17 protein-coding genes are annotated in these 26,958 nt (G+C 66.1%); 13 read left to right on the forward strand and 4 right to left on the reverse strand.

The features are described 5' to 3' along the window. Nucleotides 1–138: 138 nt before the first annotated feature. Nucleotides 139–384: a cold-shock protein gene (locus KVT32_RS00800; protein ID WP_006220277.1), complete on the reverse strand. Its 246-nt coding sequence runs from the start codon at nt 382–384 to the stop codon at nt 139–141. A 226-nt stretch (nt 385–610) separates the two neighbouring features. Here KVT32_RS00800 and clpS point away from each other — a divergent pair, with 226 nt between their 5' ends. The 13 genes from clpS (at nt 611) to KVT32_RS00865 (ending at nt 23,682) form a co-directional block, all read left to right on the forward strand. After that, nucleotides 611–925, forward strand: a complete 315-nt coding sequence (gene clpS, locus KVT32_RS00805) for an ATP-dependent Clp protease adapter ClpS (RefSeq protein ID WP_056324280.1) — start codon at nt 611–613, stop codon at nt 923–925. Between the two features lie 168 nt (nt 926–1,093). Continuing rightward, nucleotides 1,094–6,316 carry an alpha-2-macroglobulin gene (locus KVT32_RS00810; protein WP_217617514.1) on the forward strand — a complete coding sequence of 1,741 codons (5,223 nt, stop codon included), beginning with the start codon at nt 1,094–1,096 and terminating at the stop codon, nt 6,314–6,316. Next, nucleotides 6,313–8,523 carry a penicillin-binding protein 1C gene (pbpC, locus tag KVT32_RS00815; protein WP_152384803.1) on the forward strand — a complete coding sequence of 737 codons (2,211 nt, stop codon included), beginning with the start codon at nt 6,313–6,315 and terminating at the stop codon, nt 8,521–8,523. Before KVT32_RS00810 ends, pbpC begins: the two co-directional genes overlap by 4 nt. A 55-nt stretch (nt 8,524–8,578) precedes the next feature. Further along, complete coding sequence (gene clpA, locus KVT32_RS00820; protein ID WP_056324674.1) at nt 8,579–10,891, forward strand: ATP-dependent Clp protease ATP-binding subunit ClpA; 2,313 nt, start codon at nt 8,579–8,581, stop codon at nt 10,889–10,891. After that, nucleotides 10,891–12,207 carry a paraquat-inducible protein A gene (locus KVT32_RS00825; protein WP_062840678.1) on the forward strand — a complete coding sequence of 439 codons (1,317 nt, stop codon included), beginning with the start codon at nt 10,891–10,893 and terminating at the stop codon, nt 12,205–12,207. The genes clpA and KVT32_RS00825 overlap by 1 nt, the downstream gene beginning before the upstream one ends. A 47-nt stretch (nt 12,208–12,254) precedes the next feature. Then, nucleotides 12,255–13,919, forward strand: coding sequence for an intermembrane transport protein PqiB (locus KVT32_RS00830; protein WP_152384801.1), 1,665 nt, complete (start codon nt 12,255–12,257; stop codon nt 13,917–13,919). Nucleotides 13,920–13,925: 6 nt separating this feature from the next. After that, on the forward strand, nt 13,926–14,609 hold the full coding sequence (locus KVT32_RS00835; protein ID WP_062840680.1) for a membrane integrity-associated transporter subunit PqiC: 684 nt from the start codon (nt 13,926–13,928) through the stop codon (nt 14,607–14,609). Nucleotides 14,610–14,782: 173 nt separating this feature from the next. Then, on the forward strand, nt 14,783–18,604 hold the full coding sequence (putA, locus tag KVT32_RS00840; RefSeq protein WP_152384800.1) for a trifunctional transcriptional regulator/proline dehydrogenase/L-glutamate gamma-semialdehyde dehydrogenase: 3,822 nt from the start codon (nt 14,783–14,785) through the stop codon (nt 18,602–18,604). 239 nt (nt 18,605–18,843) lie between these two features. After that, nucleotides 18,844–19,989 carry a branched-chain amino acid ABC transporter substrate-binding protein gene (locus KVT32_RS00845; protein ID WP_056324296.1) on the forward strand — a complete coding sequence of 382 codons (1,146 nt, stop codon included), beginning with the start codon at nt 18,844–18,846 and terminating at the stop codon, nt 19,987–19,989. A gap of 231 nt (nt 19,990–20,220) precedes the next feature. Then, nucleotides 20,221–21,072, forward strand: coding sequence for a branched-chain amino acid ABC transporter permease (locus KVT32_RS00850; RefSeq protein WP_369818557.1), 852 nt, complete (start codon nt 20,221–20,223; stop codon nt 21,070–21,072). After that, nucleotides 21,069–22,157: an ABC transporter ATP-binding protein gene (locus KVT32_RS00855; RefSeq protein ID WP_152384799.1), complete on the forward strand. Its 1,089-nt coding sequence runs from the start codon at nt 21,069–21,071 to the stop codon at nt 22,155–22,157. The genes KVT32_RS00850 and KVT32_RS00855 overlap by 4 nt, the downstream gene beginning before the upstream one ends. Next, nucleotides 22,154–22,957 (forward strand): ABC transporter ATP-binding protein, encoded by an 804-nt coding sequence (locus KVT32_RS00860; RefSeq protein WP_056324304.1) that lies wholly within the window; start codon nt 22,154–22,156, stop codon nt 22,955–22,957. The genes KVT32_RS00855 and KVT32_RS00860 overlap by 4 nt, the downstream gene beginning before the upstream one ends. After that, complete coding sequence (locus KVT32_RS00865; protein WP_056324308.1) at nt 22,954–23,682, forward strand: ABC transporter ATP-binding protein; 729 nt, start codon at nt 22,954–22,956, stop codon at nt 23,680–23,682. The genes KVT32_RS00860 and KVT32_RS00865 overlap by 4 nt, the downstream gene beginning before the upstream one ends. Nucleotides 23,683–23,728: 46 nt before the next feature. On the opposite strand, the gene KVT32_RS00870 is transcribed toward KVT32_RS00865, so the two are convergent. From KVT32_RS00870 to KVT32_RS00880, 3 genes are all read right to left on the reverse strand, one after another. Continuing rightward, on the reverse strand, nt 23,729–25,003 hold the full coding sequence (locus tag KVT32_RS00870; protein ID WP_226846217.1) for a CaiB/BaiF CoA-transferase family protein: 1,275 nt from the start codon (nt 25,001–25,003) through the stop codon (nt 23,729–23,731). A gap of 21 nt (nt 25,004–25,024) precedes the next feature. After that, nucleotides 25,025–25,825: an enoyl-CoA hydratase/isomerase family protein gene (locus KVT32_RS00875; RefSeq protein ID WP_175155788.1), complete on the reverse strand. Its 801-nt coding sequence runs from the start codon at nt 25,823–25,825 to the stop codon at nt 25,025–25,027. A gap of 90 nt (nt 25,826–25,915) precedes the next feature. Further along, nucleotides 25,916–26,911 (reverse strand): tripartite tricarboxylate transporter substrate binding protein, encoded by a 996-nt coding sequence (locus KVT32_RS00880; protein WP_152384797.1) that lies wholly within the window; start codon nt 26,909–26,911, stop codon nt 25,916–25,918. Between the last annotated feature and the right edge of the window lie 47 nt (nt 26,912–26,958).

Here is a 26,958-nt window from a genome sequence, read left to right on the forward strand (position 1 = left end):
GAACAGTGTGCGCACAATGGGAAACAAAACTGCAATCTTCAGCATGGTCCGGCGGAGTATTTAGAAAATAACAAGGCGGGGCCCGAAAGCCCCGCCTGGATAATGGCGCAACCTTACCGTTGCGCTTTAAAGGGTAACTCAGGCTGCCGTAATATTAAGCGCCTGTTTGCCTTTAGGCCCCTGAATAATCTCGAAGGCCACTTTCTGGCCTTCTTTCAGGGTTTTAAAACCATTCATCTGGATGGACGAGAAGTGGGCGAACAGATCTTCACCGCCATCGTCGGGCGTAATGAAGCCAAACCCCTTTGCATCGTTGAACCATTTGACGGTGCCCGTCGATTTGGGATTGTCCCCTTGGACGGCGGTTGCGGTCGTATCAGACATGCGGCCTGCCTCATTGAATCGTATGTTGACAGAAGGGCATTGTGGTCTAGACCCCTGTCCCCCCTCCGGCTTCCTGGCAGATTTTCGGTGAATTGAAAACCCCAGAATGCGTGGATAATGCGCCGCTTTTCTTGACCTAGTCAAGTATGGATACTACGTATTTCCGCGTGTAATTTTCAGTAAGTTGAGTGGTTGCCGTCCCCAGTTTAAATAGAATACCCGCCCTATGAGTTCTACCTTGGATTCCCAGCATGACTTGGTCGTCGAAAAGGCGCCGGCTCGCGCTGCGCCGCCACCGATGTACCAGGTGCTGCTGCTCAATGACGACTACACCCCGATGGAGTTCGTCGTGAAAGTGCTGCAGAAATTCTTCAATAAGAATCAGGAAGAGGCGACGCGGATCATGCTGCAGGTCCATCACGAAGGTCGAGGTGTCTGCGGGGTTTACCCGCGCGACCTCGCGGCCACGCGCATCGCGCAGGTCGGTCAATATGCTCGGGCGCGCCAGCACCCGTTGCAGTGCGTGATGGAACCGGTTTGAAAACGAAAAAAGACAGCGCCGCCAGCCATGGCGGCGTTGTGCTGCCGGTTGCATCCCGGATGACGGGATGAACGGTTTCGCCGCGTAACGGGAAGCGCGCGGCGCATGCGGGTCGGCAGCTCCGCCGCTAAGGAGCGTTGCATTCTAGTGGGCGGGGAGGGTTTCGCCGTGAGTGGAAAGTTCAACAAGACCTGGCTGGCAGTAGCCGGGGTCGCGGTCTTGGCCGGCGCCCTTGGCGTGGGCTGGTGGATGGGCAAGGGACAGCAACCGGCGACGCCGGCAGCGGTTCCGGCGGCGCAGACGGCAACTGCCGCTGCCCCGCAGGCGGCGAACGGCGGGGCGCCAGCGTTACCGGCCACCGCAACGGTGGGCGCCGCGGATCCCTTCGCCGCGTTGAACTGCCAGCCTCGCCAATACAACGATGCCTTGTCGCTGGCCGTGACCTTCACGCAGCCGGTGGATGCCAAGAGCAATCTGGACGCCTTCCTTCAGGTCACCGACACGGGTTCGACGGCCGGCAAGGCTGACGAGGACAGCGAATCGGCGGCCGCAACCGGCCAGCAGCCGGCCTCCGTGCGTCCTGGCGATTCCGCGCCCAAGGGCAAGATCGTCAAGGGCAACTGGGTCGTCGGCGACAATCCGCGTGTCGTGTACTTCCCCTACGTGCAGCCGCAGCGCTCGTACGCCATCACGGTCCGCTCGGGCCTGCCGGGCGCGGGCGAGAAGGTCGCGCTGGCCGAGGCCTCGCATTGCGAAGTCAGCACGCAGGCCATGCCGCCTTCGTTCTACTTCGCCAGCCGCGGCGTGGTACTGCCCGCCGGCCAGAACGGCGGCCTGCCCGTGGCCACGGTCAACGTGCCCGAGGTCGACGTGCAATTCCTGCGCGTATCGCCCGAACGTGTGCCCGAACTCTTCGACACCGTGTTGGGCGTGGGCCGCACGCCGGCCGCCTCGGACGACGAGGACGACCACGGCTACGACGAGAACGACTGGCGTTATGCCGGCAACCGCAGCCTGAAGGGCTCGGTCAGCAACTGGGACCTGGACCGGCTGAATTCGCTGACGACCAGCGTCTATCAGGGCCGCTTCGTCACCGACGACAAGCCCAACCGCCGCCACGTCACGTTCCTGCCGGTCGAAGGCATCAAGGAACTGCAGGAGCCGGGCATCTATGTCGCGGTCATGAGCCAGCCGGGCCGGTTCCGTTACGAGTACCAGGTTACTTACTTCTATGTCAGCGATATCGGGCTGCACGCCCGCCGTTACAGCGATCGCATCGAAGCGTATTCGGTGTCGCTGAAGTCCGGTCAGGCCATCTCGGGCGCGGTGTTCGAACTGGTGGACGGCGCCGGCAAGCCGCTGGCCAAGGCGGCTGCCGATGCGCAAGGCCATGTCCGCTTTGACGGCAGCTTTGCCAACGCGCGCGTCATCCGCGCCTCGCGCGACAAGGAAATGACCGTGCTGGCGCTGGGCGAACCGGCGCTGGACCTGTCCGAGTTCGACACGGGCGGCCACGCTTCGCGCGCCAACAATCTGTTCGTCTATGCGGGCCGCAACCTGTACCGCCCTGGCGAAACGTTCCATGTGTCGGTGCTGCCGCGCGACCTGGACGGCCGCGTGCTGACGCCGTCGCCGCTGACCGCCACCATCAAGCGCCCCGATGGCCGCACGGTGCAGACCGCACTGTGGCAGCCGCAGAAAGACCTGCCCGGCTACGTCGAGCGCGCAATCGATCTGCCGCTGGATGCGCAGACCGGCACGTGGATGCTGGAATTGCGCGTCGATCCGGCCTCGCGCGCGCCGGATGCCTCCTGGAAATTCCAGGTCGAAGAATTTCTGCCCGAACGCATGAAGATGGCGCTGACCTCGGGCCAGGACGTGTTGTCCCCCGACGAGGAACTGACCGTCGATGTGCAGGGCGATTACCTGTATGGCGCGCCCGCGGCGGGCAACCGCCTGCTGGCAACCTTCCAGGTCAAGCGTGACCGTTTCGCGCTGGCCCAGCAATGGCCCGGCTTTATTTTCGGCGACGTGGCCGACGATACGCGGCGCAGCTTTGGCGAACTGCCGGAAACCGCGCTGGACGACAAAGGCCGCGCGCAACTGGACGTGAACCCGAACGCCTCCGGCACGCATTCGCCGATGAAGGTACGCGTGTCGGCCAGCTTGCTGGAATCCGGCGGCCGCCCGGTGGTGCGCTCCATCGAACGCACCGTCTGGCCCGCCGACAAGCTGATCGCCGTGCGTCCGCAGTTCGACAGCGACGTGGCCCGCGAGAACGCGCCGGCAGGCTTTGAAGTGATCCGCGCCAACGCGCAGGGCAAGGTCGAACCGCTTGCGCAGGCGCAAATGCGCCTGTTCCGCGAAGAGCGCCAATACTATTGGCGCTTCGACGACCAGCGCGGCTGGAACAGCGGCTATACCGAAACCGAGGAACTGGTCGATTCGCGCGAAATTGCGCTGAAGGATCGCACCCAGCTGACGGTGCCGGTCAAGTGGGGCCGTTACCGCCTGGAAATCACGGATCCGGAAACCGGCGAAACGATGCGTTATCGCTTCTATGCCGGTTGGAATGCGCAGGACGCCGACGCGATGGGCAACCGTCCCGACCGCGTGCAGATGAAGCTGGAAGGCGTGCCGGCCAAGCCGGGCGACACCGTCAAGCTGACGCTCACGCCGCCGCATGACGGCCAGGCGCTCATCACCGTCGAAGGCGACCGCATGTTGTGGTCCAAGTGGGTGGCGGTGAAGGCGACCGGCACCGAGGTCGAGATTCCGGTCGACAAGGAATGGAAGCGTCACGACCTGTACGTGGCGGCCGCGGTATTCCGCCCGGGCAGCGAAGGCGACCGCGTCACGCCGGCCCGTGCGCTGGGCCTGGCATTCCTGCCGATCGCCAGCGCCGACCGCAAGCTGGACGTCAAGCTCACCGCCGCGCCCAAGGTCGTGCCGGAGACGAAGACGACCGTGCGCGTGAAGGTCGACGGCGCGCAGGGCAAGCAGGCGATGGTGACGCTGTCCGCGGTCGACGTGGGCATCCTCAACATCAACCAGTACGCCACGCCCGATCCGCTGGATTACTTCTTCGGCAAGCACCGCTACGCGCCCGAGTTGCTGGACATGTACGGCAAGCTCATCGAAAAGATGGACGGCACCAAGGGCAAGCTGAAGTGGGGCGGCGACGCCGCGATGCGCGGTGACAGCAAGAGCCTGCCCAAGAAGGTCAAGCTGGTGGACCTGTTCTCGGGGCCCGTTGCGCTGAACGCGCAGGGCGAGGCCGACATCCCGCTGGACCTGCCCGACTTCAACGGCACCCTGCGCCTGATGGCCGTTGCGTTCACGCCCGACAACTACGGCAGCACCGACGCCGAAATGGTGGTGGCCGCGCCGATCGTGGCCGAACTGAACACCCCGCGTTTCATCACGCCGGGCGACCAGGCCGCCATTGCGCTGGACGTCACCAACCTGAGCGGCGCCGAGCAGAAGATCTCGGTCAAGCTCGAGGCGCTGGATCCGCTGGCCATCGTCGATGGCGTGCGCACCGTCACGCTGAAGGACAAGCAGCGCACGACCCTGCGCTTCACCGCCACCACCACCGGTTCGTACGGCCTTGGCCTGATGCGCCTGACGGTGGACGGGCAGGGCGGCGCCAAGCCTGTGCACATCGTGCGCGAGTCCGTGCTGCAGGTGCAGCCGGCGCACGCGCCCGAACGCCAGGTCCGGCGTCTGCGCCTGAATCCGGGCGAATCGCAGCCGGCGCAGGCATCGTGGGTCGCGTCCTACTACCCGGACTCCACCACCGTCAGCCTCACGGTGTCCAACCGTCCGCCGTTCAACGTCACCCGCCTGGTCGAGGACCTGCTCAACTATCCGTACGGATGCACCGAGCAGACCATCAGCGCAACCATGCCGTGGGTGATGCTCGATGAGGAGTCGGCCAAGCAGTTCGGCCTGAAGCCGCGCACCCAGGCCGAGCGCGCCGCCAAGGTGGCGGGCGCCATTGGCCGCCTGTCCGGCATGCGCAACTCGGTGGGTTCGTACAACCTCTGGAGCGGCTCGTCCTCGCGCGATGTGTGGCTGACGGCCTATGCGGTCGGCTTCATGCAGGACGCACGGGACCGCGGTTTCGACGTGCCCGAATCGTCGCTGGACCGTTCCCGCACCTGGCTGCTGGAACAGGTGCAGCAGAGCACGGGCGCGTTCGGCACGTGGTCGGCCAACCTGCGCCGCAACGTCGAGGCCAACCGCATCGACAGCAGCGATGCCAACGTGCTGCGCGAAGACCATCGCCGCTTCGCCGGCCTGGCCACCGCCGCGCTCGTGCTGGCGCGCGACAAGAAGGCGCCGCTGTCGACGGTGCGTCAGCTCTTTGACAACTACCAGGAACGCGCGCGTTCGCCGCTGCCGCTGGTGCAACTGGCTGCCGCCTTCAAGCTGATGGGCGACGAAGGGCGCATGAAGCAGGCGCTCGACCTGGCCATGACGCGCGCCTATGGCATCAACATCAACAACCGCAGCAGCGCCTACTACGACGAATGGATGGGCGATTACGGCAGCAGCGTGCGCGACTACGCGCTGTCCTATGCGCTGGTTTCGCAGTACGAGTTGCGTCACGAGCGCAGCGAGAACCTGCTGAACCAGCTCTCCAGCCGCCTGGGCAATCGTTCGTACCTGTCCACCCAGGAACAGATGGCGCTTCTGTTGGCCGCGCGCGCCGCGGGCGGCAGCAAGAACACGCCGTGGGAAGCCGTACTGACCGTCAACGGCGAGCGCAAGCCGCTGTCCGGCGGCAAGAGCGACCAGACGGTGTCGCTGGCCGCGGCGGATCTGGCGGGCACGCAGATCCAGAACACCGGCAGCCAGTCTCTGTTTGTCGAGTACGACATCCAGGGCAGCCCGACCGCGACCCCCGCGCCGCGCAACGACATCATCCAGCTCAAGCGCGGCTGGTACCGTCCGGATGGCCGCCCGTGGGATGGCGGCACGCTGCAGACCGGCGACATGTTGGTGGTGTGGGTCCAGGCCAGCGCCAACCAGAACATCCCGGACGGGCTGCTGGTTGATCGCGTGCCGGCGGGCTTCGAGGTCGAAAACCTGAACCTGTCGCAAAGCCCCGAGATGCAGGACTGGAAGATCGGCGGACGCCGCGTGGCCGACGCCATGTCGGATTCCAACATCAAGCATCGCGAGTTCCGCGACGACCGCTATGTGGCGGCGGTATCGCTGGGCCGTGGCAAGGTGGACGTGTTCTATCTGGTGCGCGTCGTGACGCCGGGCCGCTATGCGGTGCCGTCGACGGTGGCCGAGGATATGTACCGCCCCGAAATCCGCGGCGTGGGTGAGCAATGGAGCACGGTGGAAATCCGCGATCGCGGCGCCAAGCGTCCTTGAACGCCGCCGCCGCACCCGGGGCGGGCGCATCGCGCGCCCGCCGCTGGCGGCGGCGCGGCATCTTCGCGGCCAGCGCGTTGTCAGCGCTGGCCGCGTTGTTATTCGCGCTGGACCGCCTGTATCCGCTGCCCCCCATCGACTCGGGCGGGGCGGCGGTCGTCGTCGCGGCCGATGGCACGCCGCTGCGCAATTATCCCAGCCGCGACGGCATCTGGCGTTATCCGGTCCAGCCCGGCCAGGTCTCGCCCCGCTACCTGGAAACCTTGCTCACCTATGAGGACCGCTGGTTCTACTGGCATCCGGGGGTGAACCCCGTGGCCCTCGCGCGTGCCGGGTGGCAGTGGGCCACCAACCGCCGCATCGTGTCGGGCGGATCGACGCTGACCATGCAGGTGGCGCGGCTGATCGATCCGCAGCTTGCCGGCAAGCCGTCGCGCACGATGTCGGCCAAGCTGCGGCAGGCCTGGCGCGCCGTGCAGCTTGAAATGCACTACAGCAAGGACGAGATCCTGTCCCTGTACCTGACGCATGCGCCCATGGGCGGCATCGTCGAGGGCGTCGAAATGGGTTCGCGGCTGTGGCTGGGCAAGCCCGCCCGCGACCTGGGGCCCGCCGAAGCCGCCATGCTGACTGCCTTGCCGCAGGCGCCGTCGCGGCTGCGCCCCGACCGCCACCCCGAAGCCGCTCAAGCCGCGCGCGACAAGGTGCTGGACCGCATGGCCGAACTGGGCCGCTGGACGCCGGCCGAGGTGGCCGACGCCAAGATCGAGACCGTGATTGCGCCGCCGCTCAGGGCGCGCTGGCTGGCGCCCCTGGCCGCGCAGCGCCTGCTGCTGGAGGCGGGCGGCCCGCGCCGCGCCGGCGGACGGCCGCCACTCGTCACGTCCACGCTCGATGCCGACATGCAGGCGTCGGTGGAACAAATGTTGCTGGATCGGGTCGATAACCTTCCGCCCAAGGTATCGATGGCGGTGCTGGTCATGGACAACGACTCGCTGGAGGTCAAGGCTTACGCCGGATCGGCAGATTTTTCCGACGATTCCCGTTACTCGCATGTGGACATGGTGCGCGGCGTGCGTTCGCCGGGCTCCACGCTGAAACCGTTCCTGTATGCGCAGGCGTTGGACGAGGGGCTGATCCACTCGGAAAGCATGCTGATGGACGCGCCCATGTCGTTTGGCGGGTACGCGCCCGGCAATTTCCAGGCGGCGTTCGCGGGGCCGGTGAGCGCGGCGCAGGCCTTGCAGCGGTCGCTCAACGTGCCTGCGGTGGACCTGCTGGACCGCGTCGGACCGGTCAGTTTTGCCTCGGTTATGCTGGCGGGAGGCGTGAAGTTACGTATGCCCGCAGGGGCGGAGCCGAATCTGAGCTTGATTTTGGGCGGGGGCGGCACCACATTGGAAGAACTGGTCGGCGCTTATCGCGCGTTGGCCCGGGGCGGCGTCTCGGGGCGGCCCCGCCTGACGGCGGAGCAACCCCTTGTCGAGTCCCGTATGATGAGTCCTGGCGCGGCCTGGATCGTCCGGGACATCCTCGAAGGCGGTGGACACCCGGACCGGCCGTTCTACCAGTCGGGCAGCCCCGGACGGCAACTGGCCTGGAAAACCGGGACCAGTTTTGGCTTCCGGGACGCCTGGGCGGTCGGAGTGACCGACAGATGGACGATCGGCGTATGGGTCGGCAGACCCGACGGTACGCCGAACCCGGGATTTTTCGGGGCGAATGTGGCGGCGCCGCTACTGCAAGACATTGTGGCGGCGTTGCCGGAAGGCGCCCAGCAGGTCCGCGTCAGGCCCGAAACGGTGCAGGCGGTGGTGACATGCTGGCCCCTGGGTTACAGACTGGGCAGCGAGCCCTCGGGCGCGTGTCCCGAGCAGCGGGCCGCCTGGATGCTCAATGAAACGGCGCCGCCCTCGTTTGCGGGCTATGCCGATGCCACCCAGGGACCGCTGCGGCTCGGCGGCGTGGCCAACGGTTCGGTGCTGCGGCCCGTGCCCGGCATGCGGCAAGTCGCGCTGGACGTCGACGTCCAGGGCGCTGAAGGCGATGTATGGTGGATGCTCGATGGTCGTGTCGCAAGTCATGGCGCCGCGGGTCATCCGTTTAATTTGGTGCTGGCGCACGACGGCCGGTATACGCTAACCGTCATGGATACACATGGCCGGCACGACAGCGTGGTTTTTGAAATCGCTGGCGTTACGCCATGATCGGCATAGAATATGAATCGTGTATTAGCCCGCTTCGATGCGTTACGGAGGAAGCGTGATTTCTCAAGAGCTTGAAGTCAGCCTGCATATGGCTTTCGTCGAGGCCCGTTCGGCCCGGCACGAATTTATTACCGTCGAGCACCTGCTGCTCGCCTTGCTCGACAACGCTTCGGCGGTCGAGGTCCTGCGCGCGTGCGCGGCCAACCTGGATGACCTGCGCCGCAACCTGCGCCAGTTCGTCTCGGAAAACACCCCGGTGATCCCCAGCGGCGCCGAAGTCGACACGCAACCCACGCTAGGTTTCCAGCGCGTCATTCAGCGCGCGATCATGCATGTTTCGGCCGGCGGCACGGGCAAGAAGCCCGTCACGGGCGCGAACGTGCTGGTGGCCATTTTTGGCGAAAAGGACTCGCATGCCGTGTACTACCTGCAACAGCAGGGCGTCACGCGTCTGGACGTGGTCAATTTCCTGTCTCATGGCATTACCAAACAGCCGCAGGTGGAGTCCGCCGCCGTGCAGAAAGAGCAACAGCCCAATGGTGAAGAGCAGGGCGATTCGCGTCAGTCGCCGCTGGATCAGTACGCCACCGACCTGAACGCCGCCGCGCTTGCGGGCCGGATCGATCCCCTGATCGGCCGCGAGCACGAAGTCGAGCGCGTCATCCAGGTGCTGTGCCGCCGCCGCAAGAACAACCCGCTGCTGGTGGGCGAGGCCGGCGTTGGCAAGACCGCCATCGCCGAAGGCCTGGCCTGGCGCATCACGCGCGGCGAAGTGCCCGAAGTTCTGCAGGCCGCTCAGGTCTATTCGCTGGACATGGGCGCGCTGCTGGCTGGCACCAAGTACCGCGGCGATTTCGAGCAGCGCCTGAAGGGCGTGCTCAAGCAGATCCGCGGCAACCCCGACGCCATTCTGTTCATTGACGAAATTCACACGCTGATCGGCGCGGGTTCCGCATCGGGCGGCACGCTGGATGCCTCCAACCTGCTCAAGCCGGCCCTGTCGTCCGGGCAGTTGAAGTGCATCGGCGCCACCACCTATACCGAATACCGCGGCGTCTTCGAAAAGGACCACGCGCTGTCGCGCCGGTTCCAGAAGATCGACGTGGCCGAACCCAGCATCGAGCAGACCGTGCAGATCCTGCGTGGCCTGAAGAGCCGCTTCGAAGAGCACCACAGCGTGCGCTATTCGGCCGCGGCGCTGTCGGCTGCCGCTGAATTGTCGGCCCGCTTCATCAACGACCGTCATCTGCCCGACAAGGCCATCGACGTGATCGACGAGGCCGGTGCCGCCCAGCGCCTGCTGCCGCGTTCGCGCCAGAAGAAGGTGATCGGCAAGGTCGACATCGAAAACATCGTTTCCAAGATCGCGCGCATTCCGCCGCAGTCCGTCTCCAACGACGACCGCAGCAAGCTCGCCACGCTGGACCGCGACCTGAAGACGGTGGTGTTCGGCCAGGACGGCGCCATCGACGCGCTGTCCGCCGCCATCAAGATGGCGCGCTCGGGCCTGGGCAAGCCTGAAAAGCCGATCGGCGCCTTCCTGTTGTCCGGCCCCACCGGGGTAGGCAAGACCGAAGTGGCGCGCCAACTGGCCTTCACGCTGGGCGTGGAATTGCTGCGCTTCGATATGTCCGAGTACATGGAGCGTCACGCGGTGTCGCGCCTGATCGGCGCGCCGCCGGGGTACGTGGGTTTTGACCAGGGCGGCCTGCTGACCGAAGCGATCACCAAGCAGCCGCATTGCGTGCTGCTGCTCGACGAAATCGAAAAGGCGCACCCGGATGTGTTCAACATCCTGCTGCAGGTCATGGACCACGGCACGCTGACCGACAACAACGGCCGCAAGGCAGACTTCCGCAACGTCATCCTCATCATGACGACCAATGCGGGCGCCGAGACCTTGAACCGTCCGTCGATCGGTTTTGCGAATTCGCGGATGGTGGGCGACGAAATGGCGGAAATCCGCCGCATGTTCACGCCTGAATTCCGCAACCGCCTGGACGCGATCATCCCGTTTGCCGCGCTGGACCACGAGGTCATCATGCGCGTGGTCGACAAGTTCCTCATGCAGCTGGAAGACCAGCTGCACGAGCGCCGCGTGGAAGCAGTCTTTACCACGCGCCTGCGTGAACACCTTGCCAAGGAGGGGTTCGATCCGCTCATGGGCGCGCGTCCCATGCAACGCCTCATTCAGGACACCATCCGGCGCGCGCTGGCCGACGAGCTGCTGTTCGGCAAGCTCGTCGACGGCGGTTCGGTCACGGTGGATCTGGACGAGTCGGGCAAGGTCACGCTGGATTTTGACGAAAGCGGCAAGCCGCCTTCGTCGGACGCGCCGGACAAGCAGGAAGTCGAACTCGTCGACTGATGACCGCGGACCGCCAGCCGCTGATCGAGTGCGAACACTGCGCAAGCATTTATCGCCGACATCAGCTTGAACCTGGCGAGACCGCCAATTGTGCCCGCTGCGGCGCCGTGCTCTGGCGCTACAGCGGGCTTACTTTGTCCAATTGGCTGGCGCTCGCCATCACTGCCCTGATCGTCTTCGGGGTGGCCAACGCCTACCCGGTCGCGTCGATGTCCGTGCAAGGCATGGTCCAGCAGGCCTCGCTGCTGGACGCCATTTCCATCACCTGGCGCCAAGGTCATTGGGTGGTCTCCATCATGACCGGCCTGGCCGGTTTTGCGCTGCCGCTGCTGCAGCTGACCGTGCTGCTGTGGGTGCTGGGGCCGCTGTCGCAGCACCGCGAGCCCGCCGGGTTTCACGGCGCGATGCGCCTGTTGGGCCTGCTGCGGCCGTGGTGCATGGTCCCGGTGTTTCTGCTGGGCGTGCTGGTCGCGGTGGTCAAGCTGGCCGGGATGGCTGCGGTGTCGCCGGGCATTGGGCTGGCCGCGTTCGGCATCCTGACCGTGCTGCTCACGATGCTCGGCAGGCTGTCGCCGCACGTGCTGTGGCGGTATGCCGAATCCGTCGACGTGGTGCCCGTGCATGTGCCCGAGGCCGGGCCGGACGTCGTCCTGACCGGTTGCCACGTCTGTGGCCAGGTGCAGGCCCTGCCGCGCGATGCCGATCCCGAAGCGCACCATCACTGCGTGCGTTGCGACGCCGTGGTGCATTACCGCAAGCCCGATCATCTGGCGCGCACGTGGGCGCTGCTTTTGGCGGCCGTGGTGTTTTACATACCGGCGAACGTGCTGCCGGTGATGAACGTCAACTCGCTGCTTGGCGACAGCGCGCACACCATCCTGGGCGGCGTCGTCGAGCTGTGGCAAATGGGTTCCTGGGACATCGCGCTTATCGTCTTCATTGCCAGCGTGGCCGTGCCGCTGACCAAGCTGATGGCGCTGATCCTGCTGTTACTGACCGAACAGTGGCGTAGCACAACCAATCTGGGGGCGCGTACGCGGTTGTATCAGATGGTTGAATTCATTGGCCAGTGGTCAATGCTGGATGTTTTTGTCGTTATATTGCTGGCGGCTCTGGCAGACTTCAAAGGTCTGATGGAAATCAGCGCTGGCGCGGGCGCCGCCGCGTTTGGCGTGGTCGTCATCCTGACCATGCTCGCGGCCATGAGCTTTGACCTGCGCCGTAGCTGGGACCTGGAAGGTCAGACCGAAATCGAATCAGCGCCGGTGGAGGGCCGGCATGCGCCGGCGTCTGCCGCCGGCAAGCAAGCGGGCTAGGAAAGGCCTCGCGCCGTTGTTTTCCGCTCAGAACAAGGAAAAAGTAGATGTCCGAGCAAGCACCCGGATCCGGTGAAGAGAAGTTCGCGTCACCCGCGATCTCGCGCAAGAAGAAGAGCCGGATCTCCTGGATCTGGCTGGTGCCTGTAGTGGCCGCATTGATGGGCCTGTCGCTGGTCGTGCGGACCTGGATGCAGGCAGGCCCCGACATTTCGATTTCGTTCAATACCGCCGAAGGGCTGGAGGTGGGCAAGACCCAGCTTCGCTACAAGGACGTGAACATCGGCACGGTCAAATCCATCGGCTTCAATTCGGACCGCAGCAAGGTCGTCGTGAAGGCCGAGCTGGCCAAGGACGTTTCCGATCTGGCGCGCGAAGGCACCAACTTCTGGGTGGTGCGGCCGCGGCTGGACGTCAGCGGCGTATCGGGCCTGGGCACGCTGCTGTCGGGCGCCTATATCGGCGTGGACGCGGAAGAGGGCAAGGACGGCACCGAACGGGCCACCAAGCTGTCTTTCGAAGGCCTGGAAACTCCGCCCGCCGTGACCCACGACCGCGCGGGCAAGCGCTTCATGCTCAAGGCATCGGACCTGGGCTCACTGGATATCGGATCGCCCGTCTATTTCCGCCGCATCAACGTGGGCCGCGTGATCGGTTATGCGTTGGACGAGAACGGCCGCGCCGTGAACGTCGAAGTATTCGTCGATGCGCCCAACGACAAATTTGTGACCAGCGGCACCCGCTTCTGGAACGCCAGCGGCGTGGACTTCAGCGTCAATGCTGACGGCCTGAAGGTGCGCACCCAGTCGCTCGTGTCGATGGCGGTGGGCGGTGTGGCCTTTGCAACCGTGCAGACCGCGCGCGACGGCGACACGCCGGCCCAGGCGGACTCCGAGTTCGACCTGTACGCCACCGAGGCCGCCGCCAAGGCCAACCCGGACGGCGAAGCCTTCCCCATCCGCATGCGCTTTGACCAGTCGATCCGCGGGCTGGCCGTGGGGGCGCCGATCGACTTCAACGGCATCACGCTGGGCGACGTCACGCAGATCACGCTTGACTTCGACCCCGAGACCAAGCGCTTCTATTCGCTGGTGGACGCCACGCTGTATCCCGAACGCCTTGGTCGCGTCTACGAAGAGGTGCGCGAGCGTGCGATCAAGGAAGGCGACGTGGCCGGTGGCCGCTTGCTGGGGGTGATGGTCAGGCATGGCCTGCGAGCGCAACTGCGCACGTCCAACCTGCTGACCGGCCAGCTTTACGTGGTGCTGGACAACGTCCCGAACGCCAAGCCGGTCGAGTTCCAGATGTCTGAACCGGCGATCATTCCAACGGTGCCCGGCAATCTGGATCAGCTCCAGCAACAGGTCACCAACATCGTCACCAAGATCGAGAAGATTCCATTCGACAAGATCGGCGAGGACCTGCGCGCCACGCTGGCCAGCACGTCCAAGCTGATGAACCGCCTGGACAAGCAGGTGGCGCCCGAAGCGCAGAAGGCGCTCAAGGCGGCCAAGGACTCGATGGCGAACATCAACTCGCTGCTGGCCACCGACGCTTCGCTGCCGGTCAACGCGGAACGGGCCATGCAGGAACTGAGCCGGGCCGCCCGTTCGCTGCGGGCGCTGGCCGACTTCCTGCAATCCAACCCTGAAGCCCTGCTGCGCGGCAGAGGCGACGACCCCATCCCGGGCGCCGGCCCAGTCAGGAACTAGACGCTCATGAAAAGCCGACTCTCTTGCCTCGCAACCCCGTTTGCCCGCGGACGCAGCCGCGCCGCGCTGGCCGTTCTGGCGCTGTCCGGCGCGCTGGCGGCCTGCGGCTCGTCACCGCCCGTGCACTACTACACCCTGCAGACGCCCGAACGGGCAGGGGCGCCGGGCGCGGCGCCCGGTTCCGCCTCGTTCCTGATCGAGGTGCAGCCCGTCACGCTTGCCACGCAGGCCGACCAGCCGCAACTCATGGTCCGCACCGGCGACGGCAGCATTTCCGCCCTGTATTCCGAGCGCTGGAGTTCGCCGCTGGGCGACGAGTTGCGCAATGCCTTGTCCGACGCGCTCAAGCGCGAGCTGGGCGCGCTGGACGTGCAGATGGTCAAGCCCGGGCCGGGCGCGCCGATCTGGCGCATTCAGACCGACGTTCAACGCTTTGAGATGGTGTCCGGGCGCATGGCACAGCTGGATGCCACCTGGCGCGTGCGCCCCGTGGATGCCAAGGGCACGGGCCTGTTGTGCCGCAGCGTCGTCACCGAAGACGTGCCTGACGACGCGATCCCCAGCCTGATCGCCGCGCAGCAGCGCGCGGTGGTGAGCCTGGCCGGCGTGATGGCGGCGGCCATCCGCGGCCAGACGCCCGCGGGATCGGGCTCGGTTCAGATGATGGGATGTTCCGCGCTCAAGGAATGATCCGACCCGACGATCCGGATAACCTCCGCGATCTCAATCGGTTAACTAGGGTTTAACCTAGGGTTAACCTTAATACAAACGCGGTTGCAACCTGTCTAGCATACGGTCCTACCCCTACTGGGTTCCGATCGGGCCCAGTTACACCTTTGCCATGCGACAGGAAGCAATCTCTTATGGCCAGCACGACCCTCGGCGTCAAAGTCGATGACGCACTCCGCGACCGCCTGAAAGCCGCCGCCCACAAGCTCAACTGCACGCCTCACTGGCTGCACAAGCAGGCGATCCTTTCCTATCTGGACAAGATCGAGCGCGGCCATCTGCCCGCCGAGATGTCGCACCTGAGCGCCGACGCCGCTGGCGAGGACGACGCGGCCGACACCCATTCCGCGCCCACGCCGCCGTTCTACGAATTCGGCCAGGACGTGCAACCGCAATCCGTGCTGCGCGCCGCCATCACGGCGGCCTACCGCCGGCCCGAGCCCGAGTGCGTGCCGCTGCTGCTGGGCCAGGCCCGCGTGCCCAACCTGGAAAAGGTGCATGCGATGGCAGCCGGCCTGGTCAAGAAGTTGCGCGGCAAGCGCACCGGCGGCGGGGTGGAAGGCCTGATCCAGGAATTCTCGCTGTCCAGCCAGGAAGGCGTGGCGCTGATGTGCCTGGCCGAAGCGCTGCTGCGCATTCCCGACCGCGCCACGCGCGATGCGCTGATTCGCGACAAGGTGGCCCGCGGCGACTGGAAGTCGCACATGGGCGGCTCGCAGTCGCTGTTCGTCAATGCCGCCACGTGGGGCCTGATGATCACCGGCAAGCTGGTGGCCGTGAGCAGCGAGCAGTCGCTGTCCAAGGCGCTGACGCGTCTGATCGGCAAGGGCGGCGAGCCGCTGGTGCGCAAGGGTGTGAACATGGCCATGCGCATGATGGGCGAACAGTTCGTGTCGGGCCAGACGATCTCCGAGGCGCTGGCCAACAACCGCAAGATGGAATCGCGCGGCTTCCGCTATTCGTACGACATGCTGGGCGAAGCGGCCACCACGGCCGAAGACGCCGAGCGCTACTACGCGTCGTATGAGCAGGCCATTCACGCCATCGGCAAGGCCGCCGCGGGACGCGGCATCTACGAAGGCCCCGGCATCTCCATCAAGCTGTCCGCGCTGCACCCGCGTTATTCGCGCGCCCAGCGCGAGCGCGTCATGGCCGAGCTGCTGCCGCGCGTGAAGGCGCTGACCATCCTGGCGCGCAGCTACGACATCGGCCTGAACATCGACGCCGAAGAAGCCGACCGCCTGGAAATCTCGCTGGATCTGCTGGAAGCGCTTTGCTTCACGCCCGAACTCGAAGGCTGGAGCGGCATCGGCTTCGTCATCCAGGCCTACCAGAAGCGTGCGCCGTTCGTCATCGATTACGTGATCGACCTGGCCCGCCGCAGCCGTCACCGCGTGATGGTGCGCCTGGTGAAGGGCGCCTATTGGGATAGCGAAATCAAGCGCGCGCAGGTCGATGGCCTGGAAGGCTATCCGGTCTACACCCGCAAGCTGTACACGGACGTGGCCTACATTGCCTGCGCCCGCAAGCTGCTGGCCGCGCCCGAAGCCGTGTACCCGCAGTTCGCCACGCACAATGCGTACACGCTGGCGGCGATCTATCAGCTTGCCGGCCAGAACTACTACCCCGGCCAGTACGAGTTCCAGTGCCTGCACGGCATGGGCGAACCGCTGTACGAAGAAGTCGTCGGCCCACTGGCGCAGGGCAAGCTCAATCGTCCCTGCCGGATCTACGCGCCGGTCGGCACGCACGAAACGCTGCTGGCGTACCTGGTGCGGCGCCTGCTGGAGAACGGCGCCAACACGTCGTTCGTGAACCTGATTGGCGATGATTCCATTGCCGTCGAGACGCTGGTTGCCGATCCGGTGGAAGCCGCTTCGCGCATCACGCCGCTGGGCGCGCCGCACGAGAAGATCCCGCTGCCGCGCGAGCTCTACGGCAATCCCCAAGACGGCGCCCGCGCCAATTCGGCGGGTCTGGATCTGAGCAACGAACACCGCCTGGGCTCGCTGTCGGCGGCGCTCTTGGCCAGCGCCGGCACGCCGTGGCGCGCCGGTCCCATGCTGGGCGAAGGCGGCGAACACTGGGATGCCGCCAAGGCCATCGAGGTGCGCAACCCCGCCAACCTGCGCGACGTGGTGGGGCATGTCATCGAAGCCGATTCCGCCGATGCTGAAGTCGCCCTGCGCGCCGCCGCCAACGCCGCGCCGATCTGGCAGTCCACGCCCGTGGCCGAGCGCGCCCAGTGCCTGCGCCGCGCCGCGCAATTGCTGGAAGAGCAGATGCAGACCCTGTTGGGCCTCATCGTGCGTGAAGCCGGCAAGTCGCTGCCCAACGCCATCGCGGAAGTTCGCGAGGCCGTTGATTTCCTGCGCTACTACGCCGATCAGGCCGAGCAGGAATTCAGCAACGACACGCACCGTCCGCTGGGCACCGTGCTGTGCATCAGCCCGTGGAATTTCCCGTTGGCAATCTTTACCGGCCAGGTAGCGGCAGCGCTTGCGGCGGGCAATACCGTGCTGGCCAAGCCGGCCGAGCAGACGCCGCTGATCGCCGCGCAAGCCGTCGCCATCCTGCGCGCGGCCGGCGTTCCCGCCGGCGCCGTGCAGTTGTTGCCGGGCCGCGGCGAGACCGTGGGCGCGCAACTGGTGGCCAACCCTGGCGTGCGCGGCGTGATGTTCACCGGTTCCACCGACGTGGCGCGCATCATTGCCCGCACGCTGGCCGATCGCCTGGACGATAACGGACACACCATCCCCCTCATCGCTGAAACCGGCGGCCAGAACGCCATGGTGGTGGATTCGTCGGCGCTGTCCGAGCAGGTGGTGTTCGATGTGCTCAGTTCCGCGTTCGATTCGGCGGGCCAGCGCTGCTCGGCGCTGCGCGTGTTGTGTGTGCAGGAAGACAACGCGGACCACGTGCTGACCATGCTGCGCGGCGCAATGCGCGAACTCGCCGTCGGCAACCCCGACCGCCTGTCCGTCGATGTCGGTCCCGTCATCGATACCGAGGCGCGCAACGGCATCCAGCGTCACATCGAAGCCATGCGCACGGCCGGTCATCGTATCGACCAGGTCGAGCTGAACGGCGAATGCCGCCATGGCACGTTCGTGCCGCCGACCATCATCGAAATCGACAACGTCAGCGAGCTGACCCGCGAGGTCTTCGGGCCGGTCCTGCACGTGGTCCGCTACAAGCGCGACGAACTGGACGCGCTGCTCGATGCGATCAACGGCACGGGGTACGGGCTGACGTTCGGCGTGCACACCCGCATCGATGAAACCATCGCGCACGTGACGGGCCAGGTTCACGCCGGCAACGTCTACGTCAACCGCAACATCGTGGGCGCCGTGGTGGGCGTGCAGCCGTTCGGCGGGGAAGCCCTGTCGGGCACGGGCCCGAAGGCGGGCGGTCCGCTGTACATGTACCGCCTGCTCGGCACGCGCCCCGCAGGCCTGCCGCCGGCGCTGGACGCCGCGGCGCCGCTGCCGCAGCGCATCGCCTTGCCGGGCCCTACCGGCGAGACCAATACCTACATGGTCGAGCCGCGCGGCGCCGTGTACTGCGTGGCCGCCACCGAGGCGGGCGCGCGTGCGCAGTGGTCCGTGGCGCGCCTGACTGGCAACCACGCCTGGTTTGCCGACACGCCGGCCGCGCAGGCGCTGCTGGCGACGCTGGACGCCGAACAGCAGGGCCAGGCGGGCATTCTGGCTGATACCGACGTCGACGACGCCGACTACCAGGCGGTGCTGTTCGAAGGCGATGGCGATGCGCTCAAGGCGCTGAATCAGCGCATCGCGCGGCGCCCGGGCGCCATTCTGGCGGTGCATGGCCTGACGTCCGACGCGCTGGCGGCCGGCGCCAGCTACGTGCCGGAGCGCCTCTTGACCGAGCGTTCCGTCAGCGTCAACACCGCGGCGGCGGGCGGCAACGCCAGCCTCATGACGATCGGTTAATCGTCACCAGGGGTAACCCTTGGGCATCCAAGGGTTATCTCCAATATCGGGCTAGGTTGCACTGGAACGAAAATCCGGTCGCACCTCTGGTCTGGCTGCCGCAATCCGGCTTTCAGACTCTGCAGAAAATGCATGCGCGGGACCCGGAGATCACTGGGCCCGCGGTAGTAAAAAACCAAAAGCCTGGCTAAAAGCTCAGGTATAACAAGGCCTTAGTCCGATACCTCGGAGGATTCCCCATGAAGTTGCGCACCACTTTGAAGCTCCTCGCCGCCAGCATCGCCGCTGCCGGCATGACCGCCGCCGCGCAGGCCGCCGACATCAAGTTCGGCTTTGCCGCCCCGCTGACCGGTCCGCAATCGCACTACGGCGAGGACATGCAGAACGGTCTGAACCTGGCGCTCGAAGAAGCCAACAAGAAGGGCATCAAGGTTGACGGCGAGACGGCCAAGTTCGTGCTGGTTTCGCGCGATGACCAGGCTGACCCGCGCGTGGGCGTGCAGGTGGCCCAGCAGCTCGTCGACCAGGACGTCGTGGGCATCCTGGGACACTTCAACTCGGGAACCACCATCCCGGCATCGCGCGTCTACCACGAGGCCGGCCTGCCGCAGATCGCCATGGCGACCTCGCCCGAATACACCAAGCAGGGCTACGAAACCACGTTCCGCATGATGACCAGCGACACCCAGCAGGGCGCCGCGGTCGGCAAGTTCATCGTGCAAAACCTGAAGGCCAAGAAGGTCGCGATCATCGACGACCGCACCGCCTACGGCCAAGGTCTGGCCGACGAGGTCGAGAAGGCCGTCAAGGCCGCCGGCGGCCAGGTCGTGCGCCGCGAGTACACCACCGACAAGGCCAACGACTTCACGGCCATCCTGACCAACATCAAGGGCTCCGCGCCTGACGCCATCTTCTACGGCGGCCTGGACGCGCAGTCCGGCCCCATGAAGCGCCAGCTCGCCACGCTGGGCCTGAAGGCGCCGCTGGTGTCCGGCGAAATGACGCGCAGCGACACGTTCATCAAGCTGGCGGGCGACGCCGCCGACGGCACCTATGCCTCGCTGGCCGGCGTGCCGCTGGACAAGATGGCCGCGGGCAAGGACTTCGAGCAGCGTTACCAGGCCCGCTTCAAGAAGGCCCCCGGCGTGTACGCGCCGTACGCCTACGACGGCGCGTGGAACATGATCACGGCCATCGAACAGGCCGGTTCCGCCGAACCCGAAAAGTATCTGCCCAAGCTGGCCAAGCTGAACCGCAAGGGCGCGACGAGCGAGCACATTTCCTACGACGACAAGGGCGATCTGAAGGAAATCTCGGTCACCATCTACGAAGTCAAGAACGGCAAATGGGAGATGGTTGAAACGATGGTCAGCCAGGCCAACTAAGCCGGCTCGAAACCAGGGCGGCGCAGGCCACGCGCCACGATCCGCCCGCTTTTTTCCGCACGCGCCGTCCGGCGCAGCGGCGCGCGGCGCGCGGCCAGGCCTTTGCGCCCTGGCCGCCCCGCGCGATTCTTCCAGGCTTATTCAGCGGCCCCTATGGATATCTTCATTCAACAACTGATTAACGGCGTCACGCTCGGCAGCGTGTACGCCCTGGTCGCCCTTGGCTACACCATGGTGTACGGCATCATCGGGCTGATCAACTTCGCGCATGGCGACGTCGTCATGATCGGCGCGATGGCGGCCACCACGATCGCCATTTCGCTTGTGGGCGGCGATCCCGGCGTCTCGGCCTTTGTGGTCCTGGGCGTGGGCCTGCTGGTCTCGGTGCCCCTGTGCATGGCGGTGGGCTGGACGGCCGAACGCGTGGCCTATCGGCCGCTGCGCCGCGCGCCCCGCCTGGCGGCCCTTATCACGGCCATCGGCGTGTCCATCATCCTGCAGAACGTGGCGATGATGGGCTGGGGCCGCAACTACCTGAACTTCCCGCAAGTGCTGTCGCCGCAGGTGTTCGAGTTTGCCGGCGCGCGCATGAGCACGCTGCAGATCGCCATCGTGGTGATCGCGGCGCTCATCATGGGCGGCTTGCTGGCCGTCGTGCACAAGACCCGGCTGGGCACCGCAATGCGCGCCACCGCGCAGAACCGCGAGGTCGCGGGCCTGATGGGCGTGAACATCAATACGGTGATTTCGGCAGCCTTCCTGATCGGGTCGGCGCTTGCTGCCGTGGCGGGCATGATGGTCGCCACGTATTACGGCGTGTCGCAATACACGATGGGTTTCATGCTGGGCCTGAAGGCGTTCACCGCCGCCGTGCTGGGCGGGATCGGCAACCTGGTCGGCGCCATGGCCGGCGGCTTGCTGCTGGGCATCATCGAATCGCTGGGCGCGGGCTACATCGGCGACCTGACCGGCGGCTTTTTGGGCAGCCATTATCAGGACGTGTTTGCGTTCTTCGTGCTGGTGCTGGTGCTGATCTTCCGTCCCTCGGGTCTCCTGGGTGAACGGGTGGGGGATCGCGCATGAACGCCCATCTGAAGAAAAGCGGGTTCTCCACCCGCAACCTGATCGGCATCGCGCTGATCGGCGTCGTCCTGGCCGTGCTGCCGTTCGTCATCGGCATGGCCGGCCAGAGCTGGGTCCGCATCCTGAACTTCGCGTTGCTGTACGTGATGCTGTCGCTGGGCCTGAACATCGTGGTGGGCTTCGCGGGTCTCCTGGACCTGGGCTATATCGCGTTCTACGCGGTGGGGGCCTACACGTGGGCGCTGCTTGCCTCGCCGCATTTCGGGCTGCACCTGCCGTTCTGGGCGATCCTGCCGATCGCGCTGGCGGTCGCGTGCTTGTTCGGGGTGCTGCTGGGCGCGCCGACATTGAAGTTGCGAGGCGACTACCTGGCCATCGTGACGCTCGGGTTTGGCGAGATCATCCGCATCTTCCTGAACAACCTGAATGCGCCGATCAACATCACCAACGGGCCGCAAGGCATCAACCGCATCGACACCTTCAAGGTGGGCGAGTTTGTCTTTGGCCGAACGCAGAACCTGATGGGCATCCGGTTCACCGGGCCGGAAAAGTACTACTACCTGCTGCTGGCGCTGACACTGATCATCATCCTGGTGTGCGTGCGCCTGCAGAATTCGCGCATCGGCCGCGCGTGGGAAGCCATCCGCGAAGACGAAATCGCCGCCAAGGCGATGGGCATCAACACCCGCAACATCAAGCTGCTGGCCTTTGCGATGGGCGCTTCGTTCGGGGGCGTCGCGGGCGCGCTCTTCGCGTCGATGCAGGGCTTTGTCAGCCCCGAGAGCTTCTCGCTCATGGAGTCCATTTCGATCCTGTGCATGGTGGTGCTTGGCGGCATGGGCCACATTCCGGGCGTCATCCTGGGCGCCCTGATCCTGGCCGCGTTGCCGGAATTCCTGCGCGCCGTCGTGGAACCCGTCCAGCACATGCTGTTCGGCGCCGTGGTGCTGGATCCGGAAGGTATCCGCATGCTGCTGTTCGGCTTGGCGATGGTGTGCGTGATGCTGTTCCGTCCGGCCGGCCTGTGGCCGTCGGCGGTGCGCAAGCGCGAACTTGCCACCAAGACGCAAGGAGGCGCGGCATGAGCAAGCTGTTGCAAGCCCAGGGACTGGGCAAGCGCTTCGGCGGGCTGCAGGCCCTGTCGGGCGTCAGTTTCGACATCGAACAAGGCGAGATCTACGGGCTGATCGGCCCGAACGGCGCGGGCAAGACGACGCTGTTCAACGTGCTGACCGGCCTTTACATCCCCGAGGAAGGCACCTGCACGTTCAACGGCGAATCCATGTCGGGCAAGAAGCCGCACGAGGTCGCGTACGCGGGCCTGGCGCGCACCTTCCAGAACATCCGCCTCTTCGCGAACCTGAGCGCGATCGAGAACGTGATGATCGGCCGCCACATGCGCACCCGCGCGGGCGTGCTGGGTGCGGTGCTGCGCACCCGCGCGACCCGTGCCGAAGAAGCCGCCATCGAGGCGCGCGCGCAGGAGCTGCTGGACTACGTGGGCATCGGCCATCGCGCCAACGACGTCGCGCGGTCGCTGCCTTATGGCGACCAGCGGCGTCTGGAGATCGCCCGCGCGCTCGCGACGGATCCGAAGCTGCTGGCGCTGGACGAACCTGCCGCGGGCATGAATGCCTCGGAAACGGTCGTGCTGCGCAAGCTGGTGGAAAAGATCCGCGCCGACGGGGTCACGGTGCTGCTGATCGAACACGACATGAAGCTCGTCATGGGCCTGTGCGATCGCGTGCTGGTGCTGGAATACGGGAAGGTGCTGGCGATGGGCAAGCCTGCCCAGGTGCAGCGCGATCCCAAGGTCATTGAAGCGTATCTTGGCGCCGGAGCTGCGCAGGATCCGCTCATCCACAACGAGGGCCAGGCAACATGACCGCATCCCAACCCCTGCTCGAGCTGCGGGGCCTGCAAGTGTCCTACGGCGGCATCCGCGCGGTGCGCGGCATCGACCTGCGCGTGGACGACGGCGAACTGGTTTGCCTGATCGGCGCCAACGGCGCGGGCAAGAGCACGACGCTGCGCGCCATCTGCGGCCTGGTGCCGCTGGCCGGCGGCGAGGTCGTCTATGCCGGGCAATCCATCGGCGGACAGAAGTCGCACGAACTGGTCCGCAAGGGCTTGGTGATGGTGCCGGAGGGCCGCGGCATCTTCGGGCAGCTCACCATCGAGGAAAACCTGGCGATGGGCGGTTACATCCGCCGCGACGCCGCGCAGATCCGCCAGGACACGGACCGCGTCTTCACCTTGTTCCCGCGCCTGGCCGAACGCCGCAAGCAGGCCGCCGGCACGCTGTCGGGCGGCGAGCAGCAGATGGTGGCGATGGGCCGCGCGATGATCGCGCGCCCGAAGCTGCTGCTGCTGGACGAGCCGTCGATGGGGCTTGCGCCGCTGATGGTCGAAAAGGTGTTCGACGTGGTGCGCACCATCGCCAGCGAAGGCGTGACGATTCTGCTCATCGAGCAGAATGCGCGCCTCGCCCTGGAAAACAGCCATCGCGGCTACGTGATGGAGTCGGGCGAGATCACCCTGTCGGGACCCGCGCGCGACATGCTGCACGATCCCAAGGTGCGCGCGGCGTACCTGGGCGAAGTGGAGTAAGCAAAACCTGACGCAAGGCGGGCTCCCGCCTTGCGTTTATTCAGCCTCAGGCCTGCACCGGCTCGCGGTCCACGGCCGCGACCACGCCGGCGTCGATCAGCGCGTCGATCTCCTGCCTGTCATAGCCGAATTCGCCCAAGATCGCGATGGAATCCTCGCCCAGCCGCGGCGCGGCGCGATGATACCGGGCAGGCGTGGCGGACAGTTTCACGGGCATGCCCACGGTGCGGACCTTGCCCGCCACGGGATGCTCCTGTTCCACCACCATTTCACGCGCCAGCGTCTGCGGGTGCGACAACGCCTGCGCGATCGAGTGCACCGGACCGGCGGGCACGCCGGCCGCGTCGAAGATGTCCAGCCATTCCTGCGCGTCGCGGGTTTTCAGGATGGCGGAAATCTCCTCCACCAGTTCGTCGCGGTTCTGCATGCGGTCGCGATTGCGCGCAAAGCGCGGATCGTCTGCCCATTCGGGCTTGCCCAGCGCCTGCGCGATGCGCTGCCAGTTCTTTTCGTTGGCGCCGCCGATGATGATCCAGTCGGTGCGCGTGGGAAACGCCTGATAGGGCGCGCTCAGCACGTGCGCCGACCCCGTGGGACCGGGCGAGACGCCGCTGCCGAAGTAGATGGCGGCATGCCAGTAGAGCTGCTGCAGGCTGGCCTCCAGCAGTGACGTCTCGACGATCTGGCCTTCGCCGGTGCGCTGCTTGTGCTGGTACGCCGCCAGCACGCCGAACGCCGCGAGCAGGCCCGCGTTGATGTCGGCCACCGAGTTGCCGGTGCGCAGCGGCGGCCCGCCGGGTTCACCGGTGATGGCCATCAACCCCGAGAAGCCTTGCGCCACCAGGTCGAATCCGCCCTTGTCGGCGTAGGGGCCCGTCGTGCCATAGCCCGAGACGGCGCAATAGATGAGACCCGGATTCTCCTTGCGCAGCGTGTCGTAGCCCAGGCCCAGCTTCTCCATCGTGCCCTTGCGGAAGTTCTCGGTCACCACGTCGGCGTCGCGGATCATGCGCAAGAGCACCTTCTTGCCGTCGGGATGCTTCAGGTCCAGCGCGATGGCGCGCTTGTTGCGGTTGAGCATCAGGAAAGGCGCGGAGATGCCGTTGATCTGCGGATCGCGGTATTGGCGCGAATCGTCGCCGCCGTCGATCTTCTCGACCTTGATGACATCGGCGCCCAGGTCCGCGAGCATCATGCCGCAGGTGGGGCCTGCCATGATCTGCGACAGCTCGATGACGCGCATGCCGGCCAGCGCGCCGGCGGCGGGGGCATCGGAAGCGGAAAAGGGCGGGCGGCCGGAGCCGCGGTTGTCGTTGTGCATGCGTGTTCCTCGATCGTTCGTTCAGCGGCCGCTGAATTGCGGTTTGGCCTTGGCCAGGAAGGCGCGGTAGCCGGCGCGGAAATCCTCGGTGTCGAAGCAGTCGAAAGCTTCGTCGCGGTCGGCATCGGTCAGCGCCTTGCCTTGCACCAGGTTGCGCACGAACTTCTTGTGCCAGCGGGCCACCAGCGGCGCGCCGTCCGCGATCCGGCGGGCCGTTGCCTGCGCGTCGGCCGCCACCTGGTCATCGGCCACCACGCGCGAGACCACGCCCAGTCGCAAGGCCTCGGCGGCGTCGAAGATGTTGCCTTCCAGCAGCACCTGCAGCGCCACGGTGGGGCCGACCAGCCGAACCAGCGGGGCCAGTTCCGAATACGACATCACCAGCCCCAGGTTCTTGATGGGCACGCCGAACCGTGAGCTTTCCCCGCAGATGCGCACGTCGGCCAGGCTGGCGATCTCCAGCCCGCCGCCCACGCAGATGCCATGGATCTGCGCCACCACGGGGTGGCGGCACCCGCTGATCGCCTCGATCGTGCGGCGCATGACGGCGCCGTACTCCACGGCCTGCCGCTTGTTGCTGCGGGCCGTCTCGAACTCGCCGATGTCGTTGCCCGGCGAAAATGCCTTCTCGCCCGCGCCGCGCAGCAGCACGCAGCGCACGCCGTCGTCACGGTCCAGTTCGAGAAAGGTGTCGCCCAGCAAGCGCCAGCCGTCGATGGTGAAGGCGTTGAGCTTTTCCGGCCGGTTCAGCACCACGGTTGCGATGTCGCCGTCGCGGTGCAGCAGGATGGGCGAGGAGCCCGGGGTGGAAGTAGCGGTCATGGGATTCCTTTTGCATGCGCGGGGGGGAGCGTCCCCCGCCAGGTGAGTCGTGCCCGTTGTTGGGGCTTACTGCGGGGCTTGCTGCGGGCCTTACTGCTTCGTCAGGCCCAGGCTTGCGGTGAGCTTGCCGTACTTGCTCCATTCGTCCCGCACGTACGAGGCGAAGGCGGCGGGGGATTGCGGACCGCCGCCCAGGTCCATGCCCTGGTCGGCGAGCTTGGCGGCGACCTCGGGGTCGGCCAGCGTCTGGGCAAGCGCCCGGTCGAGCTTTTCCATGATCGGGTGGGGCAGCTTGGCCGGAGCAAGGACCGCGTACCACTGCACGACGTCCAGGCCCTTGATGCCGGATTCGGCCAGCGTCGGCACATCGGGCAGCCGCTTGCTGCGCTGCGGACTGGTCACGGCCAGCGGCCGCAGCTTGCCGGCCTGGATCTGGTTGATCGCGCCCGGCAGCGTGTCGAAGTTCAGGTCCACGCTGCCGCCCAGCAGGTCGGTCATGGCCTGGCCGCTGCCCTTGTACGGCACGTGCTCCATCTGCACCCCGGCAATCTGCGAGAAGCGCGCGGCGCTCAGATGCTGCGGGCTGCCCATGCCGGACGACGCGTACAAGAGTTGCTTGGGCTTGGCGCGGGCGTCGTCCACCAGGTTCTGCACCGTGGCATACGCGTGCTTGGCGGGATTGACGACCAGCACGTTCGGCACCGACCCGATGTACCGAACCGCCGTGAAATCCTTGTTGGGATCGATGTTGGACTGCACGACGTAAGGCGCCGCCACGGTGGACTGCATATTGGCCAGCAGCAGCGTGTAGCCGTCCGGATCCGCCTTGACTACATAGTCGGCCGCAATCAGGCCGGAAGCCCCCGGCTTGTTTTCGACCACGACCTGCTGGCCCAGCAGGGTGGACAGGCGCGCCGAAAGGATGCGGGCCGACACGTCGGTGCCGCCGCCGGGCACGAAGCCGACGACCAGCCGGATGGGACGTTCCGGCCACTTCACCGGATCCTGCGCCACGGCGGGGGTGGCCGCCGCAAGGCCGGCGGCCAGCATCAATACGCCGGTCCAGGCGCGAGCATGCTTGTTCATAGGGTCTCCTTTGGTGGATGAGTCCTGCCCAGGGGCTGCTTGCTCTA

The sequence above is a fragment of the Achromobacter sp. GbtcB20 genome, from assembly GCF_019091095.1.
GTDB classification, from domain to species: Bacteria; Pseudomonadota; Gammaproteobacteria; order Burkholderiales; family Burkholderiaceae_B; genus Achromobacter; species Achromobacter mucicolens.